This is a genomic window from Synechococcus sp. R5-15, assembly GCF_047462035.1.
Taxonomy (GTDB): domain Bacteria; phylum Cyanobacteriota; class Cyanobacteriia; order Thermostichales; family Thermostichaceae; genus Thermostichus.
The window spans coordinates 1-1,887 of the sequence record NZ_JANSIK010000145.1 but is presented as its reverse complement, the minus strand read 5'-3'; the positions used below and the strand labels follow the sequence as shown (position 1 = coordinate 1,887).

At 57.7% G+C, this 1,887-nt stretch carries 1 protein-coding gene; it reads right to left on the bottom strand.

Going from position 1 to position 1,887, the window contains the following annotated elements; all coding sequences use genetic code 11:
* The coding region (locus tag NW839_RS11805; protein WP_414380665.1) for an ExeM/NucH family extracellular endonuclease at positions 1-1,702 on the bottom strand (1,702 nt) is incomplete at its 3' end.
* Positions 1,703-1,887: the final 185 nt, after the last annotated feature.

Sequence of the window (1,887 nt, the reverse complement as noted above, 5' to 3'; positions counted from 1 at the left end):
GTGTCGGTGTGGGCGTCGGTGTCGGTGTGGGCGTCGGCGTCGGTGTTGGGGCCGGAGTCAGGTTCAAGCCAACGAGCACCGGATCGTGGTCGGAAGAGCGGAAGGGATCGCTGGCGTAGAATAGGCTCTGCTGAGAGGGACTCTTGAAGCTCAGGGTGTAGTCCAAGCTCACGGGCTCATCAGCGTTGATGTGCCACTTAGCTGAGCCTGTAACTTGGGGTCTCAGACTGCTGTTGGCCAGGGCATGATCCAGAGATCCCCACTGTCCTTGGAAGCTAAAGGAGTAGCTGTTGGAGCCATTGAGGTTGATGAACCCGCCCGCCTCCAGAGTTTTGATCGGATCCTCCATAGCGTAGGAGTTGAGATCCCCCATAATCAACACATCCGGATCGGTGGAGCCAGTTGGATTGGTGGCGAGCCAGCTCAAGAGTTGCTGAGCGGCCCGGGTGCGGTTGCCGTTGCAATTGCCTTGGAAGGGATCGTTGTCAATAGGATCGCAGGGAGAACCCTTGGACTTGAAGTGGTTGACCACAACAGTGAAGGTGGCGTTGTTGCTCCGCTGCCGGAAGGTTACAGCCAGAGGAGGACGATGGAAGCGTCCGGGGCCTTGGGTGAATTCCCCTGTGTCCAGGAAGGCCGGGTTAGTGCCGGGGGCAATTTCAACCGTAGCTGGCTTGTAGATAAAGCCGTTGGTGATGGCATCGCCGCCCAGGTTGGGCACTCCAACATTCACAAAGGCGTAGGTTCCTGCCCCCATGACCTGGTTGAGCCCGTTCACCAAATCCTGAATGGAACTATTCGAACCGTATCCATCGTTTTCTAACTCGTTGAGGCCTACGATATCGGCATCCATGCGGCGAATAGCCTCGATGAGCTTATCCCGCTGGCGGGTGAACTCGGTGGCGTTGCTGGCTCCCCGACAGGAGGAGTTATTGGGGAAGCAGGCGTTGCCGAAGGTGTTGAAGTAGTTGAACAGGTTAAAGCTAGCTACCCTCAGGGAGCCCCCTACTGAGGGTGGGTTTTGCGGGCGAGGGTTGGTGGCTGTAAACCTGGGCAAGTTGTTGGGATCATTGGGGTGGATACGGTAGTCGATGGTCGCATCCACATCGCCACTGACATTCCGGCCTCGCAACTGGGTCATGATCCCGGTGATGTTGCTGACGCGATCGCCGCCGCGCACAGTGTTAGCCGCGCTCAGGCCACCCGGAGTGGGGTAGATAACCGGATCTGGGTTTTGGGTGAGCAGCCGGTCATCAATGCGAATCCGCTTTCGGTCGTTTTCCGCTTGAATGGCAGCTGCCTGGCTGGGAGCCGCAATTTGCGTAGGAGTGAACAACCGCTCTGTGGCCACACTCAGCTCCCCGTGGCGTCCCAGCAAGAAGGAGTCGGTTACAAACAGGGGCTGATTTCCAAATGTGACCAGCATTCCTTCCAGAGCTTCCCTTTGCTCCGCAGTCAGCGGTAGAGAGATCTGCACTGGGGCCGGCAACGGATTGTCAGAGCTACAGACAGTAAAGCTGGTGACGTTGGAGAGCTGGGTTTGCTGGCGGAACTCAGCAACCGTTCCGGTCACCTGAACCCTATCCCCAAGCCTGACGTTATTAGCTGTGCCACTGAAAACGAAGATGCCATCTGATGTGGCGGGATTCCCGTCACCATCATCTTGTAGGTAGTAGCCCTGGAGATAGGTTTGGCCAGCCACCCCCTCATTTTCAAAGTCTCCTACTACGATTCCAGAAACCGTGACTGTTTGGTTCACCAGGGGGGAAGTGAAGCCAGTGCCCTGGACAGTGCCAACTGGGATCAGGTTGGCGTTGGGATCACAGCCTCCCGGCGTGGGCGTCGGTGTTGGCGTGGCTGTGGGTGTTGAAGTCGGGGTCGGCGTGG